A 17901-nucleotide genomic window follows, 5' to 3' on the forward strand; every position below is an offset into this window, starting at 1 on the left:
TCCTCCAAGACCGTTGTCCGGCCGACTTATTCGCCGCCCTGTTAGCCTCTAACGATCCGTCAGTGTTGCGACGTTGACTAGAACCCACCCCGGAACCACCTGCTCACTTTTCGACCGGAACTGACAGCCCGAATCGGAAAGGATCCAGCCTTGCTTCCGGAACACAGCCTGTGCTCGGCTGAGGTTGTCAGCGGCTATCGAGCCATCATCAAAATGTCCGCCCACTCTAAGGTCACGAAGAAGGTGGTCAATAAGAAGCCGAGCACGAATCGGGTTACGCGTCGCGGCTTGAATAGCCCGACGAACTCGAATCTCCTTATTAGGCGTATGTGTCATCTCGTCGTACGGTGCAGCGTCGCCGTACCCGGACGCTATAAACGCAGCGGTGAGCTTCGTATGTGTGGAGCCGTGGCCGCCAACGTAGAACCTGGCGAAAGTGGCCGCGATGTCCTCGCTGACTGGTGGTCGAGACACAAGAGCCAATGCTAGCGACGAACGTCAACGTCTTTTCCAGCTCCATTGCCCGGAGAGAGAGTGGTCGCTGGCTGTGTGAGGCGAACCGCTCGGCCCCCAGGGGACACCCCCCACCCCCATCACCGCGCGATTCATACGGTGGCCCGGCTAGCCACGCGCAGCAGGTCACACGCAGTCAGGCGAGCTTGGAGTAGACGCCAGGAGAGCCGTATACGCCGCCATGCAGCTCGATCCCAGCGGACCTGCCGCCCAATGGCACGTCATACACAATCATCGTGTCGATAGCTAGACCGGGATTGATTTGCGCCGTCGCGTCCGGGCTCAGCGCGAACGTTTCCTCACCCGAATACGTGTACTGCTTGCCGTCAATTATCAGCTTCTGCTCGATGGCGCTGTAGGTGCCTTGCTGATCGCTGACATTCCGGACAGTGAGAGCCACAATCATGTACTGGCCTCGCGGCGTAAAAGTCATTCCGTAGGGTCCGTCAATCGTCGAGGCAGTTCCGGCCTTCGTCACCGTGAACTCAAATTGGCCATCCCGCGTAGGGGTCCCGATTGGCACCGGCGGGCTTGCCACCGGGGCGCTGCTCGGGGTCGGGGTCGGGGAGAGCATTTCCTGTGCCGCAAACAGGAACGCCCCAGGACTGGTCTGCCAGATCAGATTTTCGCCATCTACGGTGATCTCAACCGCGACATCGTGAATGTCGCCGTTCCCCGCTCGCACTGATGCCAGCCCCTGGTAATCATTGCCGCCCGATCCTTTGACGACGGTGACTTCGTCTACCCGCAGGCGCAGGTTTTCGAAGTCGGCATCAGAATCAAACTTACTTTGCATGGACGCTCTTACCTGCTCGCTCACTTCGCTGCTGTCGGGAGCCCTAGAGCACCCGATCACGAACATGAGCGCAGCGACAACGCTGATGAGCATCCCCCGCATGAGCCGTGAGATTACTCGACGTCGTGAAAACAAACCAGCAATCAAGGCGACTCAGATTCTGAGCCGCTTGCGAGCATGCGCGTGTGGCCAAAGATTGAGGTGGCTCGCCAGACTAGTGGGCGAAACGTTTTTGGTGCGTGCCGCCACCAGCTACGTTTTCGCGCTGAGCGCCCGGTAGGCGGTCGTACGACCGACGCCGAAGGTCGCCGCAATCGTCCTGGCCGATTTCCCGCCGTCGTGCATTCGACGGGCCAAGGCGACCTTTTGGTCAGACAACGCCCTCAGGCGACCGATGGCCTGGCCGCGTGCCCGGCGTGCTTCTCGTGAGGCTTTGCGGCGCTCACGTCCGAGTTCCAGTTCGAGCTCAGCCAGGCTTGCCAGTACGCCTGCCTTATGCGGCCTGCCGCATTCGGGGTGTCGATCCCCTCACGCAGCGATCGCAGGACGAGGCCACGATCCCCCAGTTCCCTAATCGTCGTCATAACCTCAGCGGCGTTGCGTCCCAGCAGGTCGGTGCCAATAACGACGAGGGAGTCTCCCTCGCGGGCGTAGTCCAATAGTGCCGCCAGGCCGTGGTCGCTGCTCTCTTGTTGAGGTGCCCGAGAACTTGTCGCTATAGACCCGCGAAAGGTCCACCCCGGCAGCAACTAGTCTCCGTTCCTGCTCTGGCGGGAGAAGGATTGCCGTGTCGCAACTAGGAGCCATCGAAACACGACGTGTAGCGCTCCTAGATGGAATCGGCGGTGCTGACACTGGAATGGATGCAGATCGCCGTACTTCGGTGAGTGCCGAAAAGCCGGTGGTTGAATAGCGGCGTGGACGAGTGGCTTGGGGACCTGTGGCAGTTTCCGTTTCCAGTCGAGGTTTACGGCACCGCCAATGGCTGGGCCGGCGCGCTGCTAACTGGGGTTTCTTTCCTACTCGCCGCCAATGTCTATCGAAAGAACCGACAAGACAACCGGATCGAGCAGGCATCCAAAGTCCTTTTCACATGGGCAGCTTCGCTCGACTTCGAGACGGACGGCGTAGTGCGTCTGAAGGGGGATATCTACAATCACTCGGACACGCTCATTACCGATGTCGCAGTCATCGCACACCTGACGCACGAGGCCATGAAAGAGGGCTCAAAGCGCTTGGATCGTTTCATGAATCCGCTCATGGGGCTGATCTACTACCACTCCGTTCAGCCTGAAGAACACATGAACAGCGTCGTTATGCCCGACGTGAAAGCGCCCTTCGAATTTGATCTCAACCCGCCGTACTTCGGCAAGGTACGGCTTGAGCAGATGCGGATTGAACTTCGCTTCACCGACGGCAACAGTGTGGCCTGGTCCCGTCAGCGCACCGGCATTCCCATCGAGCACGACTACCCAGGCCGATTGAAGAGATGGTCCATCGGCGGTATCAAGCAGTGGCGCATCCTCAAGGGAAAGACGAAATCAGTGTTCAAGAAAGTGCAACCGACGACGAAAGCGCCGCCCACCAAGGAGACACGAAACCCTCCGCAAGGGGAGAGTTCTCCTAACTGATTAATCGCCAATGTGCTATTAGTAGTGCCATATGGCCAAAAAAAGTGCGCTGCCATCACTCACACCAGAACAGGTCGTCGAACTACACGATGAGCTACTGGCCAATGCTGATCGGCTTCTGACAGCCGCGCTGAACTTGCTCGAAAGCGGCAGTCTCGGGTTAGCACGGTCGCTAGCGATCCTGGGCTTGGAGGAATCCGGCAAGGCAATAGCCATCCATCAGCGGCGTCGCGATATCGCCTATGAGGATGAGGGTGCGCCGTTTGTAGATGCAGGCCTACAAAAGCTCTGGGCCAATCATCAGAGCAAACTCACCTTAGCCTACGAATTCCTTGTCTCCGAGGACTATTGGTTTGCAACAGAGCCAGCCGACCCTGTGGCTAACCGAGAGTGGCTCGGTGAAGTCGAAACGTGGACGCGAGGGCACAACCTGCTCAAACAACGCGGGTTCTACGTCGACGTTGATCCCGACAAAGGAATCCAGACCCCGGAATCGGCTGTTGACGAGCATTCGTTGCGGGAGGTGATCGGTCACGTCCACCAGATCGGATGGCAGTTGAGGCTAGGTGAGCACATCGTCGCGAAGGAGCAGGAGCAATCTGTGCGTGCGGTTCCGCCAGCGTCGGAGGAGGACATCGCGCGTTTTCGTAAATTGGCCTCTGGAGTCGACGGAATTGCCGCGTCGGAGGTGGAGCGAAGTTGCGACGAGTTGCGCGCAGGAAAGCCAGCCGGTGTATTGAACAACGACACCTATCGTCTGCGGTTACCCGGACCTGGGGCGAATCCGTTCGCCAACCTAGGGAAGCGCGGCTACGAAGCAGAAACGCGTGAGCTTATGCAACTCGCCGACCAGTTAGGTTTAAACGACAGCGCTGACAAGGGTTGATTCGACGAGGGGCTTATCGAAAGTCGAGGAAGATGTCGGTGATGGCGGATTTCGGTAATCTCTCGGCGAGACTCGGTAGTGACGCCGCGTGATTCACGCACCTCGGAGATCTGTACGTGAATGGTCGATGATCTCGATGCAGAGTTTGCGCACCGAATCAAGGTCAATGCCGGACAGTTCGCCGAGTCGGCGCTCTAATTCTATCTCCTGGGCACGAACTACGGGAAGATGCTCGAACTCATCCTCATCAACCCCGAAGTGGTCGGGCGTCAAAGCGTAATTTTCCGCAACCATCTTTCTTTCGTTGCTCGTGCGCTGAACACGGCTCATTACCTGTTGCAACTTTGACACTGCCGTCTTCGAGGCTGGTGACGCGTAAGCAATCAGCTCCGGGGCTTCGAGGCGAAAGCTCAGCTGGTGGAACGTCTGCAAGACCGCGAACTGCTGGCGTCTTGGTTCGGGGTCAGCGTCGCGGTCGATGGCGTGAAGAATTGCCTGAGAGTGCGAAATGAGATCGAGCAACGCCGTGCTTTTCTTTTCCCAGACCCGCTTCTCGAACTCCAGCGAAGAGGTGTGCTTACGATCGCCGCGTCGCATCAGCCCATTGGCGACCAGCGTCGCCACGGCAACTACTCCTGAGGAGATGACGGAAGCCAGTGCTACCCAGTCCATGACCGAATCATCGCAGTCGCAGGAGACCAATGCCCCATGATCTGCCTTGAACATCGCAGTTCCAACTCACGTCAAGGTACTCTCGGCAAGCGCAGGCACCCCTACGTAGGCGTAGCTCTGCGGTGGCACTCCTGAGGGAAGTAGGTCGGCTATGTGAGCCGGGCTATGCAGTCGTACAGCTCTCCGGATGCCAATACCTGCCCCGGTCCGGCTGTCGGCGTAATAACGGTCAAAGTCGGCTCGGTCGATGCAGCCCACATCGGAGAATTTCCGCCAAAGGTCAGTCGGTTTGGCGGTGTGGATGGCTCCAACTTCGAAGTAGCCGATCACCTTCCTGACGGGAGCGGTGGCGTAGACCCAGACCACCGTCACGTCGTCGGCAAGACGACGCTTACGAAACTCAACCTTCTTGCGCCCGTCCATAATTGCCTCCGCAAACTGCGGATGCACGGACATAACTACATGGCGTCCAGTTGCTGATGCACCCATCGGGTACCTGCCTCCTTTACTTTGGTCACGGTTTGCGGCGGTGCTTTGAGGACGTCGTGATCTTGAAGCTCTGCCAATGTCCATTCGGGGTCAACGATGCGATCTTGCCGGAAGAGGATGACAAGCACCTGCGAGCTGTGGGATGCCAGTTGAGCTATGTCGGTCGGTCCGTATACGGTCCGTCCACCAACGAGGTTCAAAACCTCATCAGGTGAGGACGTCCTAAAGATGTCCTCCACGACGCCAACCACAGATACGGTCTGAATTCCCGAGCGATAGAACAGAATCGCATCCCCTGGCTGAACCTGCTTTGTAGTCGAGTTGCATAGATACGCTTTTCGGAGCGCGTTGCCCCACGGATGCGTCGCTCCATCCAGTCCAGGAATCATGAGCTGCTCATCTTCGGGTATGCACTCAGGAAATAACTGATCGTGCCAGCGCCCGATGATCGGTATGACAAATACGCTTGCGCGACCTGACACAGCGGGTGGGCCGTACGCGATGTGGAAGTCCAAGGGCGGCAGGGAAGTATCTCGCGGCTGGTAATGCTTTGCAAGCATGATCTCGCCGCGCGCCGACTTGCCCGCTTCGAAGTACCCAAACATTCCCATGAAGTCGATGAGCCGCTGATGGTGCTCCCAAACCTCGACGTAGGCGCTTCCAACGCGGTGTTCACGGTGGGAGCGCAGCACGGCCTTCAAGAGAAGTTCCCCGTAGCGGTGTCCTCGAAAATCCGGTTCCACTTTGAAGGTCGAAATTTTAGTGATCGGCTGAGGCAAGCCGTATGGGCACTCGGAAGCGGATTCATCGGTCTTCAAGATTGCAACGGCTGCGTAGGTGCCATCTTCCTCGCAGATGATGAAACACTCGCGGTTCGGCGAATCCCCACGTACCTTGTCAATCCACGTATCGAAGCCTTCGTAGTCGTCTCTGATGCTGGCAAAGATGTCCTGGTCGAGATCAAGGGCATAGGACTCTACCGGCGTCACCTTCGGTGGAGGTTCGACAACGGTCGGCTCAAATGCTTCCAGCATTGCCACGGCATCGGCGAGGGTAAGGACGCGATCACCAAGCCCGACCCTCTTCGCTCGCCTGCCGAGGCCTGCGTCATCAGTGACAAGAAAGTTCACGGCGTTTGCGTGCAGTGCCGCCAAGATCCGCAAGTCGCGATGATTGTTGGAGTCTGCAACGACCGGACCCAACTCATCCTGTAGGCGAGAACTAATTGGTACCTCAGCGAGCATCACGATCTTGTCGAGCTCGGCAATCCGCTGCGTCGCGCGTGTCCTATCTTTGCCCTCGGCAAGCTCATCCCTTGTAGCGGGATGGACGAATACGAGATTGCGTTGCTTCATCACCAGCCGCATAAAGGTGGCCGCTGGCCCAAGGCCGGGTTCTATCTGTCCATCAAACGGCTCAAGAGCGATGAACGCGTTGGTGTCGAGCAGGAATCGGGTTGGCGACGTTGCCACCGTATCCCCCTTTCCCGCCATGGTCGTGATTATCACCCGCACTACCGGCCACAGCGGATCCAGACACGCCCCAGGACGAGGCGGGCGACTCCCTCCATGTATCGAAGCGACTTCGGCGGCTGGGCAGGTTCAGCGAACTTGCTGCCCAGCCCGGCGGACCAGAGCAACCTCTAAGGAAGTCCCCGGCCCGCCGCACTGTCACGCTGTCACGCTGTCACAGTTGTCACATCTTCGCTCACGCGCTGGTCAGCAGTTCTTGGGTGCTGGGGGGCGTCTTGCGGCACTTGTGACACTGTGACACGTCCGTACTGCCCAGGGCCGGTCCGCTCGATTAACCCATAGTCGGAAGCCAGACGCGAAAGATACTTGCGCGCCGTAGCTTCCGAGACGTCGATGTACTCAGCGACGGCACTAATCGATGACGCCATACCAGAGTTCACAATGTCGAGGGCCTCCTGCATTTTCGGACCAAACCTCCGAGTCTTGGCTCGCTGCGCAGCTTCCGCCAAGTCGCCACCGTCCGTCGACCACTGTCCACCAACGAAATTGAGCTTGTAGATCATCTCGTCAACGTCGCGGCCCGTCACGCTCAGAGTGCCTGACGCGCCCGTCCTTTCCCGGTTGAGCGTGATGATCGTGTCCACCGACCCGGAAAGCCCTAGTGTCCCTGACACTTGGTCCAAGAAGTCGTCAGAATCGCCCTTTCTGTTGTGATGAACTGCGATGACGGCACCGCCGGGAGCAAGCAACTCCTGTAGAAGGTTCCCCGCCTTGTAGTCGTCTGAGTAGGCGTTCTGAGAACGTCCGCCACGGATTTTCTCTAGCGTGTCCACGATGACCAGAGGTTTCTCCGTATGGTGCGAAGCAACCCAAGCTTTCGCCGCATCCATCGCGCACTCCGTGTCGTCGCGCGTCATGAAGCTGAATTCGGTTGGCAGCGGTCCCTCTTCCAACAGAATCCGCGAACGCAGTTGCAACCGTCGCGGCCCGTCTTCGAGAGCCATGTAGAGCACCGGGCGAGAATCCACCTGCACACCGAGAACCGTGCCACCGCCGGCCGCCGACAGCGCGACGTCGAGCACCAAGAACGACTTACCGATCTTCGGATGCCCGGAGAGGATGCAGCACCCCTCCGGAATGATGCCCGGCACACACCAACTCGGCTCTGAGAACACCTGCTTGTCGAGCCAAGCGCCGTCATGAATTGGACTCATAACCGACCACCGCGCGCACGCTCGGCTTCTTGCTCGTCCGTCGAATGTGTCCCGACGTTGCAATACGCCGTCATGCCGCCGTCCTCATCCGCTCAGTGGCCGCAACAAGCGCCGCTGCCAGCCGCTCGGCTTCGGCAACCGCGAGAAGAACCGCCTGCTCGGGGTGGTCAAGATCCTCCGCGTACATCGCGCCATAGAACAGGAGCATTGCGACGTAATCGTCCTCCGTCACGACAATGACAGTCTGGTCCTCTGCGGCAATCCGCTTCACGACCCTCATGCGACAAACTCGCCGCGCCGGGAGTTGCGCTCCTGCTCACCGACCCACGCAAGGACATCAATACGGCGGTACCGCACACGACCAGCCAGTCGAAACGACATCGGCCCACGCTCCATCGAGCGGTAGTAGCGCAGCGTGCCTACAGGAATCCCCAGTTCGGTCGATACTTCTCGGGTGGTCATGAGATCCACCTCGTTGTAAATAGCCATCGCCCCTCAATCTTCTAGCGCTTAGTTTTCCAAGCGTGTCGAGCCTCGACGAGTCGGAATGTTAGGCACACAGAGCTTGAGATTTCAAGCCCTAGAGACTTATGGTGTGTCGGTGACTACTCCCGAACCTTGGGCTCTCGCCGCAGTCGAGGGTCAACAGCTTGCCCGCGACCTTCGCGAACAACTACCCACGGAGACCGCTGACATCTCAGTCAATGAACTTGCGCTGGCCCGCCAACGGCATGAGTCCTGGGAACGCGACTTCGGCAGGATCCTGCGTGACTGGCGACAGGATCGGAACTGGTCGCAGGACGACGTAGCCGAAAAGCTTCGCCGCCAGGGATTCGAGATGCACCAAACAACCGTTGCGAAGATCGAGCGCGGAGCGCGTCCCCTGCGGGTCGCGGAAGCTTCCGCCCTGGCCGACGTATTCGAAATGCCGCTCATGACCGTTTTCGGCCTCGATACAGCCACGGACTTCGCCGCAAGTCCCGACACGCGCCAAAGGGAACTTGAGCAGGCACGCAAGCGCCTCGACCACAGCCGAGAGAACTTGTACAGCGTCGCCCAGCAGCACGCCTACCTGCTCGCCGAAGTCGACAAACTACTCCTCCAAATGAACCAAACCGTCACAGAAACGGACGAGACATGACTCAGAAGCGAAACCGGCGGGCCGGGGTGGAAGACCGATGGATAAAGACCAGCCGTGGCGAGGATGGGGCACTGCGAAGTGCGCCCAGCGCTAACCACGGCAAAGGGAAGCGTTACCGCGCAAGATATGTCGACGACGCGGGGCGCGAGCGGGCTAAAGGCTTCACACGGAAGTCCGACGCTCAGAAGTGGCTCGACTCAGAGGTGACGGCCAAGCTCGCCACAGGGACGTACATCGAGCCCTCTGCCGGTCGAGTCACTGTTTCGGCTGTGTACCAGTCATGGTTTTCGGCCCAGGCGCACATCTCGGCCAAAACAGCGGTGACGCGCCGGAGCGTTTGGAATAGTCGCGTTGAGCCGCAGTGGGGCAACACCCTCGTTGCCGATGTTCGGCCCGCTGCGATCCGCGCTTGGGTGGCCGCGATGGTCACTGATGGAGCGGGGACACCGATCATTGAGAACGCTTTCGGTGTTCTGCGCCAGGTGCTCGGAGCCGCCGTCGAAGACAACCGCATCGCCCGGAATCCATGCGACGGCATCAAGCTTCCCAAGCGGAGGCACTCGGACCGGGGCTACCTCACCCACAAGCAAGTAGTGGCCTTAGCAGCCACCGTCGACCGCGATGGCATCGTCGTCCGGTTCCTTGCCTATACGGGATTGCGGTGGGGCGAAATGGCTGCATTGCTCATCCAAGATTTCGATATGTTGCGCCGCCGGGTGAACGTGTCCCGCTCGGTGACCGAATCCGGCGGGCTCCAATGGAGCACTCCTAAAACATGGGAGCGTCGCTCGGTTCCCTTTCCCGCCACACTGTGTGACGAGCTGGCCGCCCTGATGGTCGGCAAGGGGCGTGACGATCTTGTGTTCACGGACCAACGTGGTGGCGTTCTCAGGAACTCCAACTGGCGCTCAAGGGTCTTCCGGCCAGCTGTTCTTAGCTGCCAACTAGCGGATCCAACGTTCCCAACGATCACGCCCCACGATCTGCGCCACACGGCGGCCAGCCTCGCGGTTAGTGCACGCGCCAACGTCAAAGCCGTTCAACGGATGCTCGGTCATGCTAAGGCTTCCATGACGCTGGACACCTACGCCGACCTCTTCGACGACGATCTCGACGAAGTTGCGGACCGTCTAGATACGGCGATTAAATCTGCTGCGGACGGACTGCGGACGGCCCAATAGGAAAAGCCGCAGATCAAGACTCTGATCTGCGGCTTTACTGTGGAGCTAAGGGGAATCGAACCCCTGACCTTCTCGATGCGAACGAGACGCGCTACCAACTGCGCTATAGCCCCTTTACCGGAAGCAAAGATTACCAGTCAGAACGCGCCAACCAGAAACCGGCTCGTCGGGGCTTCGCCGGTCACTGTCCCGCGGCCCGCGGGAGGTCGTAGCCGCGGGAGAACGGCACGTAGTCGAGATGCTCGAACACCGGGTCTTCGTCGTCGATCTCCAGCACCGCCGAGCCGGGCCGGCGCAGCCGAGCGGGCACCACGTTGAGCTCGTGATCGACGGTGTTCTCCACCCCGAGCCGCGAGCGCGCCATCCGCTGGGCGCGACGGCGCCGCAGCTGCTCCTCGATGCGGGTCTGCCGGCGCAGGTAGCCCAGATAGATGAGGGTGATCGCGCCGACGGTGCCGCAGAGGTACCACATGCTGGGGGTCCACAGGAAGGCTGCCGCGGCGGTTCCGACCAGCAGCACGGCCATCGAGAGCAGCATGTTCTTGCGGAAGCGGTACTTGCGGGCGCTGGCCGCGGCGGCGGCCTTCGACTCGTAGCGCCGCTGGCGGGGCGCGATGGGTGTGGCGGTGGTCGGCGGGTCGGCTTCGGCTTCCAGACCGGAGGTGTCGTCGACGTACTCGTACTCGTCGGCGGTGCCCTCCTCGGCCTGCCCGGCGTCCTCGCTCTCGAGCTCATCGCTTTCGAGCTCATCGCTCTCGAGTTCGTCGCCCTCGAATTCGTCGCTCACGGGCTCAGCGGTGACCGCTGCCTCGATGTCGACGTCGGCCTGGATTTCGGGCTCGGGCTCCTGGGCCGTGACGGGCGCGGGCTCATCGAACTCCTGCACGGGATCAGCCTGTGCCGGTGCTGCCTTGGCGACGGGCAGGGCACCGGAGTCCATGTCGACCACGTCGACGTCGAGGTAGTCGTCCTCGGCCGCCTCGGCGACCGGGGCCACCACCACGACGGAGCGGGCGCGCGACGGCTTGCCGGTGACCACTACGGGGCCGGTCTCGTCCTCGTCGTAGTCGTCGAGTTCTTCTTCGGGGCGCCATTCGGGGTTGCTGCTGTGACCGGCGGCCGGCCGGCGGCGGAGAAGCCGCGCTGCCCGACCACTGCCGTTGAGCACGCGAGTCGCCAATGCGACGTCGCTGGTCCTTCTGACGGTGTCCCGCTTGTTGATGAGCATGGGCACCAGCACAAAAAGCCAGAGCACAACAAGAGAGATCCAGAGCAACGACTGGGGGATGCTTGGCATGGTGGCCTGCTCCTTTCCCCTCCAGGCTAGGTCGACTGACCTGCGCAGCCAGGGCGGCGCGCCGAAGTCAATTACACACCTGTAATTCGCTGGATACAAGCACCAACAGTCACATTTGCCACATTAGTAACAACAGTCTTGATTCAGGCCCACTGCGCGCGGCCCGACCGCACCAGCGTCGAGGCCACCGAACCGTTGACCTCTTCGACCGTCATCGCCACCAGCAGGTGATCGCGCCAGCCGCCATCGACATCGAGATACCGCCGCAACAGCCCCTCTTCGCGGAACCCGGCCTTGGCCAGGACCTGGCGGCTCGCCGCATTCTCCGGCCGCACCGTCGCCTCCACCCGGTGCAACATCACCGGCCCGAAACAGTGGTCCAGCCCCAGCGCCAGCGCGGCCGTCGCCACTCCCCTGCCGGTGACCGCACTGTGCACCCAGTAGCCGATCCAGGCCGAACGCAACGCCCCGTGCGTGACGTTACCGACAGTCAACTGGCCGGCGAACTGCCCGTCCAGCTCGATGATGAACGGCAGCATCCGGCCGCGGCGCGCCTCGGCGCGCAACCCCGAGCACACCGCAGGCCACGACGAAACCGCGTGCCGTACAGGCCAATCCAACTCCGCAGTGGGCTCCCACGGTTCCAGGAATTGCCGGTCGGCGATCCGGATCCGGCTCCAGGTGCCACCGTCGCGCATCCGCACCGGACGCAGCCGGACCAGCCCGGCGGGCACTCGCAGCGGTCCGGCCGCCATCGGCCAGCCCGGATGCATGGAGTTCGACCGCCAGAAACCCACCGTGGTCAGCCGCGCTGAGCGAGGAATGCGACGTCGACGGTCTCACCGGTACGCAGTTGCTCGACCTCGCTGGGCACCACCACAAGGCAGTTCGCCTCTGCCAACGTGGCCAGCAGATGGGAGGACGAGCCGGGATTGCCGCCGAGGGCCTGCACCAGATATTCGCCGGTGTCCTGATCGCGCATCAGCTGGCCCCGCAGGAAACCTTTACGGCCCGTCACCGAAGAAATCGGCGCCAGGGTCCGGGCCTTGACGACACGCCGGAGCGGCTGCCGCTTGCCCAGCGACAGCCGGATCAGCGGACGCACCATCACCTCGAACACCACCAGCGCGCTCACCGGGTTGGCGGGCAGCAGGAACACCGGCACCCCGTCGCGGCCCAGCTGTCCGAAGCCCTGCACCGATCCCGGATGCATGGCGATCCGGGTGACTTCCATGTCGCCGAGCTCCGAGAGCACCGCCCGCACCCCCTCGGCGGCCGCACCGCCGACCGCCCCGGCGATCACCACGATCTCGGCACGGCTGAGTTGGCCTTCGACAACCTCACGCAGCTTCTTGGGGTCACTGTCGACGATGCCGACCCGGTTCACCTCGGCGCCGGCGTCCCGTCCTGCCGCCGCCAGGGCGTAGGAGTTCACGTCGTACACCTGACCGGTTCCCGGCGACCGGGAAACGTCGACCAGCTCCCCGCCGACCGACAACACCGACAACCGTGGCCGCGGGTGCACCAGCACTCGATCTCGTCCCACTGCGGCCAACAGGCCCACCTGGGCAGCGCCGACAATGGTGCCCGCACGCACCGCGACATCACCAGGCTGCACATCATCGCCGGTGCGTCGCACGTAGGCACCGGAGCGCACCCCACGCAGCACCCGCACCCGGGACTGGCCGCCGTCGGTCCAGCGCAGCGGCAACACCGCATCGGCAAGGGTGGGCATCGGTGCGCCCGTCTGCACTCGCGCAGCCTGGTGCGGCTGCAGCCGGCTGGGTGTCTTGGTGCCGGCCTCGATCATCCCCATCACCGGGAGACTGACCTGGCCGCCGACGACATCGCCGTCATCCTCGCCGCCACCGGCATTGAGAACGTCGACGCTGCGCACCGCGTACCCGTCGATCGCCGCCTGATCGAAACCAGGCAACGGACGCTCGGTGACCACTTCTTCGGCGCACATCAAACCCTGCGCCTCTGCGATCGCCACCCGAACCGGCCGCGGCGCCACCGCGGCCGCTTGCACTCGGGCTTGCTGCTCCTCCACCGAACGCACTGTGCGCCTTTCTGCCGTCGGCCCCCCGGCTGTGTGTCAGGGCCGACGCTAGCGCTACTGCTCGGTCAGCCCCAATCGCGCAACCAGCCAGCTGCGTAGCTCCGGGCCGTAGTCATCACGGTCCAAGGCAAAGTCAACCGCAGCCTTGAGGTAGCCGCCGGGATTTCCTAGGTCGTGTCGAGACCCACGGTGCACCACGACATGGACCGGATGGCCCTCTTCGATCAGTAACGCTATGGCATCGGTCAGCTGGATCTCGCCGCCGACACCCCGGTCCACCCGCCGCAATGCGTCGAAGATCGCCCGGTCCAGGACGTAGCGGCCGGCCGCCGCAAACAGTGACGGGGCATCTTCGGCCTTGGGCTTCTCCACCATTCCCAGAACCTTGAGCACATTCGGGTTGGCAGCGTCGGGAACCACCTCGACATCGAAGACGCCGTAGGCGCTGATCTCCTCCCTGGGCACCTCGAACGCACAGAGAACGGAACCGCCGCGCTTGGCGCGGACCTTCGACATGACCTCCAGAACGCCCGTCGGCAACACCAGGTCGTCGGGCAACAGCACGGCGACGGCATCTTCGTCCGGCAACAGCGTCGGCTCCACACAGCCGACCGCGTGCCCGAGACCCAGCGGCTTTTCCTGAACGACGGACTCCACCTTGATCAGCGCCGGTGCCCGCCGCACCTTCGCGAGCATCGCTTCCTTGCCGCGGGCTTCCAGCGTGCCCTCGAGCACCAGATCCTCGACAAAGTGAGCGACCACGCCGTCTTTGCCGGCCGACGTCACGATGACCAGCCGCTCGGCGCCGGCCTCGGCCGCTTCCGCCGCCACCAACTCGATACCCGGGGTGTCTACAACCGGAAGCAATTCCTTGGGCACGGTCTTGGTCGCCGGCAGGAAACGGGTGCCCAACCCCGCTGCGGGCACGATCGCCGTCCGCGGAATGGGTACCTGAGGTGCGTTCATCGGTACACCCTAACTGCCGTGGCCCGGTCATGACGGGTAGCCGTGTCAGCCCGCCGACTGCTAATTCTGTACCCGTGACAGCAGCATTCAAAGGCCCCTTGCGCAAGCAAATACTTGCCGAACGGCGGGCACTGCCGGCCGCAATTCGCCAGGCCGAGGCCGCAACACTGAAGACACACGTGACCACCCTCGCCGGGCTCTCGGACACTGTTTGCGCGTATGTCCCGGTGGGGAGTGAACCGGGTTCGGTCGAGTTGCTGGACGCTCTTGTTGCGATGCGCCTCACAGTGCTGTTGCCGGTCAGTCACACAGATTCCGACGGCACCCCGGAACCCTTGCGATGGGGCGTGTATCGCGCCGGGCACCTCGTCGCCGCCGGGTTCGGCCTGCGCGAGCCGGCGGGCGACTCACTGCCGCCGGAGACGGTCGCTCAGGCGGGGGTCATCCTGGTACCCGCGCTGGCAGTCGATCGCCGCGGCGCCCGCCTGGGCCGCGGCGCCGGCTTCTACGATCGGTCGCTGCCGTTGCGTGACCCGGCCGCCAGACTGATCGCCGTGGTGCGCGACCAAGAGCTCCTCGATGAGCTGCCGAGCGAGAGCCACGATGTGCGAATGACGGATGCGCTGACCCCGAATCAGGGTGTGCAGCCGCTCGGTCCGGCGGGAATGCGGCCGGCCGAATAGCGGTTCTAGCACTTGGCACTATAGAGTGCTAACGACGTTTCTCATCTCCCGGAGGTTTCCGTGCCGACTTACAGCTACGCGTGTACCGAGTGCGACGATCGGTTCGACGCGGTGCAGGCATTCACCGAGGACACGCTGACCACCTGCACGAAGTGCAACGGCCGGCTGCGCAAGCTGTTCAACTCCGTAGGCGTCGTGTTCAAGGGCAGCGGGTTCTATCGCACCGACAGCCGTGACAGCAGCAGCAGCAAGAGTTCGTCCAGCAGCTCGTCGACAAGCTCGGATTCCGGTTCCAACTCCAGCTCCAGCGACAAATCTTCGAGCTCCGAGAAGTCGAGCTCCTCGTCGTCGGAGAAGCCCAGTTCGTCATCCTCGAGTTCGTCCTCGAACTCGTCGTCGAAGTCCCCGGCCCCGGCCGCCACCTAGACATCGCGTTATCCACAGGCAGCCCGCGCACTGAGCGCGGGTTGCCTTTTGGGTTTTCTACCGTGTGCGCATGGGAGACAGCCGCTCGGCATCGCTGCACCCCACTGTGCTGACCCGGATTCGGCAAGCGCTGCAACCTGACTGGGTGCACTCGGTACGGGTCCGTCGGGTCGCGGCCGCTGCGCTGGTCCTCCTCGCCGCGGTCGCGGCGGTGCGCCCGGACCCGGCGGGCGCCTACGGATCCGCCGTGGTGGCGACTCGAGATCTACCGCCCGGAGCGACGCTGACGCCCGAGGACGTGCGGACCGAGAACCGGCTCATCGAGACCCTGCCCGAGGGAGCGCACACCGATGTCGGCGCCGTGATCGGCACAACACCTGCGGGCCCGGTACGCCGTGGTGAAGTCCTGACCGATGTCCGCTTGTTCAGCTCGGCCCTGGCCCGGGCCGCCGTGGGCCCGGATGCCCGCGTGGTGCCGCTACAGCTGGCACAGAGCGCCGTTCTCGATGTCATCCGCGAAGGTGACGTGGTGGACATCGTGGCGGCCCCCCAATCGAGCACCGATTCCCACGCCGCAGCCCGCGTGGTTGCCGCCGACGCCGTCGTCGTGCTGGTCTCGGCCGACCCCGGCGGCCTGGGTGGCGACCGGGTGGTCCTGGTGGCCCTTCCCGTCACGGCGGCAACAGCGGTCGCCGCGGCGACCCTGAGCCACGCCGTCACGCTGACTCTGCACTGAATACCGCCGGACACGACTAACGTTCGAACCCTCAAACATCGACGGCAGGAAGGTCCATCCAATGCTGAAGGGCTTCAAAGACTTCATCGCACGCGGCAACATCGTCGACCTGTCGATCGCGGTGGTCATCGGCACCGCGTTCACGGGTCTCGTCACCGCTTTCACACAGAACGTCATTCAGCCGTTGATCGACAGGATCGGAGCCGGACCCGACAAGGAATACGGCATCCTGCGGATCCCTCTGGGCGGTGACCAGTACGTCGATCTCAATGCCGTTCTGTCGGCGGGCATCAACTTCATGCTGGTGGCCGCTGTCGTGTACTTCGTCATCGTGTTGCCATACAAGAAGCTGCGCGAACGTGGCGAGGTCGAGCAGGCCCAGGACACCGAGCTGAGCCTGCTCACCGAGATCCGCGACCTCTTGCACAGCAACAATGACGGCACCCCTGGCAAGCACGTCACCGGACCCGGCACCGGGCCGAGCCCCGATACCGCCAAGCACACCAGCGCCGACAGATAGCCCCACAACAAGAACCGCCCCCGACAGCTTGTCGGGGGCGGTTCTTGTTGTGCAAAAAATCTAGTTGATCACCAGTCGCCGATGGGGGCGCCCGTCTGGAACGAACCGTTGGACTCCAGGTTGAAGGGAGCCGCGCTGGTGCCGACGACGGCCTTCACGCTGTCCTTGACGTTGCCCTGTGCGTGCACCACGCCGGAGTTTGCACTGCGGGTGTTGAGCATTCCACGGGCCTGGCCAGGTGCGGTGGCGCGCAGCGCGTTGTCGTCGATGATCAGGGCCTGACGGCTGGTGACCACGGGAGTGGGCGCCACTTCCTCAACGGCGTTGGCGGTTCCGCTGCCGAGACTCATGAACGCTGCGGCTACGGCGGCCGAACCGAGTCCAAGAGCGGCCAGCTTCTTGGAGCTACGGACGAGGCCACTGGCGTTGAGAGCCATCGGCGCTTCCCTTCTTTCGAGGAAACCCTGTTGGGTTGTTGTGGATTTGGTCTAGAACTGCTGGGAACAATACCAGGCAAAGCCTCCGCGTGGACACCGAGAGCAAAATTCGGAACGCACAGTTGCGGAGAATTCTCCGATTGCCGGAATTGCCTCCTACGACATCCGTACCGATAGTGAAAAAAGCTGGCTCACAAGATATTTCGCGGACCGATTCGCAGCGCTGAAATCGCGTCAGCCGTCGCTCGACGACGCTTCCTGGAGTCGATCCACAACCCCGCCGCACACTATTACCGGACCTACACAAAACGACCCCCGGCAACTGCCGGGGGTCGTTTTGTTGAAGAGCTGTTGAAACCGAGTCGAAACTCAGTTCATGTTCCACGGCTCGCCGTAGGTGGTCACGCTGTCGCCGGCCGAGGAGATGAGCCGGGCGTAGGGGCGCAGCAGCACGCCACCGGCGGCACCGGTCACGGTGCCGTGAGCGTTGGAGACCGCAACCGCACCGTTGGCGCCGGCGACGTCCACGGAGAAGGTGGCGACTTCCTGGATGCCGGGGCCGTTGCCCAGGTCAGCACTGATCGACACACCGGGGAACAGCGGCGGGGTGACGATGGCCGGGATCAGGTCGATGCCGGTGTCAACGCCGGGGCCGAAGGAGCCGTAGTCCTGGCCGTCGAACGCGATGTTCGGGGTGGTGTAGCTGAAGTTGATGCCGACGCCCAGCGACCAGGGGAAGCCAACCTGGTAACCGAGTTCGAGCACGCCTTCGAAGTCGC

The 17901-nt window shown here is 62.4% G+C and carries 21 protein-coding genes, 1 tRNA gene and 1 pseudogene; 8 read left to right on the forward strand and 15 right to left on the reverse strand.

Translation table 11 applies throughout. The features are described 5' to 3' along the window. Positions 1-649: 649 nt before the first annotated feature. On the reverse strand, positions 650-1411 hold the full coding sequence (locus tag WBB07_RS09660) for a DUF4352 domain-containing protein (RefSeq protein WP_526307036.1): 762 nt from the start codon (positions 1409-1411) through the stop codon (positions 650-652). 150 nt (positions 1412-1561) lie between these two features. After that, a pseudogene (locus WBB07_RS09665) lies at positions 1562-2116 on the reverse strand (recombinase family protein). A 110-nt stretch (positions 2117-2226) separates the two neighbouring features. Here WBB07_RS09665 and WBB07_RS09670 point away from each other — a divergent pair. Next, positions 2227-2940: a hypothetical protein gene (locus WBB07_RS09670; protein ID WP_526307038.1), complete on the forward strand. Its 714-nt coding sequence runs from the start codon at positions 2227-2229 to the stop codon at positions 2938-2940. A 31-nt stretch (positions 2941-2971) separates the two neighbouring features. Beyond that, positions 2972-3826, forward strand: a complete 855-nt coding sequence (locus tag WBB07_RS09675; protein ID WP_526307040.1) for an AbiV family abortive infection protein — start codon at positions 2972-2974, stop codon at positions 3824-3826. A gap of 93 nt (positions 3827-3919) precedes the next feature. Here WBB07_RS09675 and WBB07_RS09680 read toward each other — a convergent pair whose 3' ends face one another. The 6 genes from WBB07_RS09680 to WBB07_RS09705 all read right to left on the reverse strand — a co-directional run bounded on the left by WBB07_RS09680 (position 3920) and on the right by WBB07_RS09705 (position 8135). After that, a complete protein-coding gene (locus WBB07_RS09680) occupies positions 3920-4552 on the reverse strand; it encodes a hypothetical protein (protein WP_526307041.1) in 633 nt (210 codons plus the stop codon). 12 nt (positions 4553-4564) lie between these two features. After that, the gene (locus tag WBB07_RS09685) at positions 4565-4987 is read right to left on the reverse strand and encodes an ASCH domain-containing protein (RefSeq protein ID WP_526307043.1); all 423 of its coding nucleotides are present in this window, start codon (positions 4985-4987) and stop codon (positions 4565-4567) included. Continuing rightward, a complete protein-coding gene (locus WBB07_RS09690) occupies positions 4957-6480 on the reverse strand; it encodes a GNAT family N-acetyltransferase (protein WP_526307045.1) in 1524 nt (507 codons plus the stop codon). The genes WBB07_RS09685 and WBB07_RS09690 overlap by 31 nt, the downstream gene beginning before the upstream one ends. Positions 6481-6665: 185 nt before the next feature. After that, on the reverse strand, positions 6666-7673 hold the full coding sequence (locus WBB07_RS09695) for an AAA family ATPase (RefSeq protein ID WP_526307047.1): 1008 nt from the start codon (positions 7671-7673) through the stop codon (positions 6666-6668). A 70-nt stretch (positions 7674-7743) separates the two neighbouring features. After that, entirely contained in the window at positions 7744-7944 is a 201-nt protein-coding gene (locus WBB07_RS09700) for a hypothetical protein (RefSeq protein WP_526307049.1), read from the reverse strand. Positions 7945-7949: 5 nt separating this feature from the next. Beyond that, on the reverse strand, positions 7950-8135 hold the full coding sequence (locus WBB07_RS09705; RefSeq protein ID WP_526307051.1) for a helix-turn-helix transcriptional regulator: 186 nt from the start codon (positions 8133-8135) through the stop codon (positions 7950-7952). Positions 8136-8274: 139 nt separating this feature from the next. Between WBB07_RS09705 and WBB07_RS09710 the strand changes: the two genes are divergently transcribed. Together WBB07_RS09710 and WBB07_RS09715 are read left to right on the forward strand one after the other, a co-directional pair. Further along, the gene (locus tag WBB07_RS09710; protein WP_526307053.1) at positions 8275-8814 is read left to right on the forward strand and encodes a helix-turn-helix transcriptional regulator; all 540 of its coding nucleotides are present in this window, start codon (positions 8275-8277) and stop codon (positions 8812-8814) included. Continuing rightward, on the forward strand, positions 8811-9995 hold the full coding sequence (locus WBB07_RS09715; RefSeq protein WP_526307055.1) for a site-specific integrase: 1185 nt from the start codon (positions 8811-8813) through the stop codon (positions 9993-9995). The genes WBB07_RS09710 and WBB07_RS09715 overlap by 4 nt, the downstream gene beginning before the upstream one ends. A 40-nt stretch (positions 9996-10035) precedes the next feature. Here the strand turns inward: WBB07_RS09715 and WBB07_RS09720 are convergent. The 5 genes from WBB07_RS09720 to WBB07_RS09740 all read right to left on the reverse strand — a co-directional run bounded on the left by WBB07_RS09720 (position 10036) and on the right by WBB07_RS09740 (position 14320). Further along, positions 10036-10108, reverse strand: a tRNA-Ala gene (locus WBB07_RS09720). Positions 10109-10176: 68 nt separating this feature from the next. Next, a complete protein-coding gene (gene sepX / locus WBB07_RS09725) occupies positions 10177-11292 on the reverse strand; it encodes a divisome protein SepX/GlpR (protein ID WP_526307057.1) in 1116 nt (371 codons plus the stop codon). Positions 11293-11435: 143 nt separating this feature from the next. Then, positions 11436-12065, reverse strand: coding sequence for a GNAT family N-acetyltransferase (locus WBB07_RS09730; protein WP_526307059.1), 630 nt, complete (start codon positions 12063-12065; stop codon positions 11436-11438). Between the two features lie 29 nt (positions 12066-12094). Further along, a complete protein-coding gene (gene glp, locus WBB07_RS09735; protein ID WP_526307061.1) occupies positions 12095-13354 on the reverse strand; it encodes a molybdotransferase-like divisome protein Glp in 1260 nt (419 codons plus the stop codon). Between the two features lie 54 nt (positions 13355-13408). Next, positions 13409-14320 carry a UTP--glucose-1-phosphate uridylyltransferase gene (locus WBB07_RS09740; protein ID WP_526307063.1) on the reverse strand — a complete coding sequence of 304 codons (912 nt, stop codon included), beginning with the start codon at positions 14318-14320 and terminating at the stop codon, positions 13409-13411. 74 nt (positions 14321-14394) lie between these two features. Here WBB07_RS09740 and WBB07_RS09745 point away from each other — a divergent pair, with 74 nt between their 5' ends. From WBB07_RS09745 to mscL, 4 genes are all read left to right on the forward strand, one after another. Further along, entirely contained in the window at positions 14395-15003 is a 609-nt protein-coding gene (locus WBB07_RS09745) for a 5-formyltetrahydrofolate cyclo-ligase (protein ID WP_526307065.1), read from the forward strand. Positions 15004-15063: 60 nt separating this feature from the next. Then, positions 15064-15429 (forward strand): FmdB family zinc ribbon protein, encoded by a 366-nt coding sequence (locus tag WBB07_RS09750; RefSeq protein ID WP_526307067.1) that lies wholly within the window; start codon positions 15064-15066, stop codon positions 15427-15429. Positions 15430-15499: 70 nt separating this feature from the next. Further along, positions 15500-16165: an SAF domain-containing protein gene (locus tag WBB07_RS09755; protein ID WP_526307069.1), complete on the forward strand. Its 666-nt coding sequence runs from the start codon at positions 15500-15502 to the stop codon at positions 16163-16165. Positions 16166-16226: 61 nt separating this feature from the next. Next, entirely contained in the window at positions 16227-16685 is a 459-nt protein-coding gene (gene mscL, locus WBB07_RS09760; protein WP_526307071.1) for a large-conductance mechanosensitive channel protein MscL, read from the forward strand. 68 nt (positions 16686-16753) lie between these two features. On the opposite strand, the gene WBB07_RS09765 is transcribed toward mscL, so the two are convergent. Together WBB07_RS09765 and WBB07_RS09770 are read right to left on the reverse strand one after the other, a co-directional pair. Beyond that, positions 16754-17122 (reverse strand): hypothetical protein, encoded by a 369-nt coding sequence (locus WBB07_RS09765; RefSeq protein ID WP_526307073.1) that lies wholly within the window; start codon positions 17120-17122, stop codon positions 16754-16756. Between the two features lie 369 nt (positions 17123-17491). Further along, positions 17492-17901 (reverse strand): MspA family porin (locus WBB07_RS09770; protein WP_526307075.1); only part of this gene is annotated, 410 nt, incomplete at its 5' end.

This window comes from Mycobacterium sp. (assembly GCF_049647605.1).
Lineage (GTDB): Bacteria > Actinomycetota > Actinomycetes > Mycobacteriales > Mycobacteriaceae > Mycobacterium.

Excerpts from the sequence above, each read along its gene's own strand:
- WBB07_RS09690 (WP_526307045.1), bottom strand. The coding sequence starts at position 6,480 with ATGGCGGGAAAGGGGGATACGGTGGCAACGTCGCCAACCCGATTCCTG.
- sepX (WP_526307057.1), bottom strand. The coding sequence starts at position 11,292 with ATGCCAAGCATCCCCCAGTCGTTGCTCTGGATCTCTCTTGTTGTGCTC.
- WBB07_RS09705 (WP_526307051.1), bottom strand. The coding sequence starts at position 8,135 with ATGACCACCCGAGAAGTATCGACCGAACTGGGGATTCCTGTAGGCACG.
- WBB07_RS09660 (WP_526307036.1), bottom strand. The coding sequence starts at position 1,411 with ATGCGGGGGATGCTCATCAGCGTTGTCGCTGCGCTCATGTTCGTGATC.
- WBB07_RS09680 (WP_526307041.1), bottom strand. The coding sequence starts at position 4,552 with ATGTTCAAGGCAGATCATGGGGCATTGGTCTCCTGCGACTGCGATGAT.
- WBB07_RS09675 (WP_526307040.1), top strand. The coding sequence starts at position 2,972 with ATGGCCAAAAAAAGTGCGCTGCCATCACTCACACCAGAACAGGTCGTC.
- WBB07_RS09695 (WP_526307047.1), bottom strand. The coding sequence starts at position 7,673 with ATGAGTCCAATTCATGACGGCGCTTGGCTCGACAAGCAGGTGTTCTCA.
- WBB07_RS09730 (WP_526307059.1), bottom strand. The coding sequence starts at position 12,065 with ATGCATCCGGGCTGGCCGATGGCGGCCGGACCGCTGCGAGTGCCCGCC.
- WBB07_RS09755 (WP_526307069.1), top strand. The coding sequence starts at position 15,500 with ATGGGAGACAGCCGCTCGGCATCGCTGCACCCCACTGTGCTGACCCGG.
- WBB07_RS09740 (WP_526307063.1), bottom strand. The coding sequence starts at position 14,320 with ATGAACGCACCTCAGGTACCCATTCCGCGGACGGCGATCGTGCCCGCA.
- WBB07_RS09715 (WP_526307055.1), top strand. The coding sequence starts at position 8,811 with ATGACTCAGAAGCGAAACCGGCGGGCCGGGGTGGAAGACCGATGGATA.
- mscL (WP_526307071.1), top strand. The coding sequence starts at position 16,227 with ATGCTGAAGGGCTTCAAAGACTTCATCGCACGCGGCAACATCGTCGAC.
- WBB07_RS09685 (WP_526307043.1), bottom strand. The coding sequence starts at position 4,987 with ATGGGTGCATCAGCAACTGGACGCCATGTAGTTATGTCCGTGCATCCG.
- WBB07_RS09765 (WP_526307073.1), bottom strand. The coding sequence starts at position 17,122 with ATGGCTCTCAACGCCAGTGGCCTCGTCCGTAGCTCCAAGAAGCTGGCC.